The organism is Brevibacterium sp. R8603A2 (genome assembly GCF_023072605.1).
Classification (GTDB): Bacteria; Actinomycetota; Actinomycetes; order Actinomycetales; family Brevibacteriaceae; genus Brevibacterium; species Brevibacterium pityocampae.
Genome location: NZ_JALLGN010000036.1, coordinates 1 through 1,220, shown reverse-complemented (window position 1 = coordinate 1,220; position 1,220 = coordinate 1). Strand labels below are relative to the sequence as shown.

Annotated in this window: 1 protein-coding gene; it reads left to right on the top strand. The window is 66.6% G+C overall.

Translation table 11 applies throughout. The features are described from left to right. Window positions 1–1,171: IS256 family transposase (locus MTQ12_RS14760; RefSeq protein WP_247619220.1), on the top strand; the 1,171-nt coding region annotated here is incomplete at its 5' end. Window positions 1,172–1,220: the final 49 nt, after the last annotated feature.

Sequence of the window (1,220 nt, the reverse complement as noted above, 5' to 3'; positions counted from 1 at the left end):
GCTGCAGACCATGATCAATACCCTGCTGTCCGCGGACGCCGATGCCGTTGTTGGTGCCGAGTGGGGCAAGTCCTCCCCGGACCGGACGGCCAGGCGTAACGGCTACCGCCACCGGGAGCTCGACACCCGGGTCGGGACGCTCGACGTGGCCATCCCGAAGCTGCGACAAGGCACGTACTTCCCGGAATGGCTGCTCGAGCGCCGCAAGCGTGCAGAGTCGGCTCTGATCACGGTCATCGCGGACTGCTACCTCGCCGGAGTCTCCACGAGACGGATGGACAAGCTCGTCAAGACCCTGGGCATCAACGCGTTGTCGAAGTCCCAGGTCTCCCGGATGGCAGCGGATCTCGATGAGCAGGTCGAGGCTTTCCGCCACCGGCCCCTCGATGAGTCCGGCCCGTTCACGTTCGTCGCCGCCGACGCGCTGACGATGAAGGTCCGCGAGAACGGACGGGTGGTCAACGCCGTCGCCCTGCTGGCCACTGGCGTCAACGGTGATGGTCACCGAGAGGTCCTCGGACTGCGGGTGGCCACCAGTGAGACAGGGGCGGCGTGGAACGAGTTCTTCGCTGACCTCGTCGCCCGTGGGCTGGCTGGGGTCCGCCTGGTCACGTCCGACGCCCACGCCGGGTTGAAGGACGCGATCGCTGCGAATCTGCCCGGCGCGGTGTGGCAGCGCTGCCGGACTCACTACGCGGCGAACCTGATGGGCATCACCCCGAAGTCCATGTGGCCGGCGGTGAAGGCGATGCTGCACAGCGTGTACGACCAGCCCGACGCCGCGGCCGTGGATGCCCAGTTCGATCGGCTCTTGGACTACGTGACTGAGAAGCTGCCGCAGGTCGGCGAGCATCTCGACGTGGCGCGGGCGGACATCCTGGCCTTTACCACGTTCCCGAAGGATGTCTGGGCCCAGATCTGGTCGAACAACCCTGCCGAGAGGCTCAACCGTGAGATCCGTCGCCGGACCGACGCCGTGGGGATCTTCCCTAATCGGTCCGCGATCGTGCGGCTGGTCGGGGCGGTGCTGGCTGAGCAGACCGATGAATGGGCCGAAGGGCGCCGCTACCTCGGGCTCGAGGTCCTGGCCCGTTGCCGACTCACGGCCGTCGAGAACACCGGAGACGAGGTGAGCACCGACACCGACATCCCACTCGAACTCAGCGCCTGAGACCCCTAACGAAGGATCCAACCGCTACACCACTCCAAGGGACTTGACC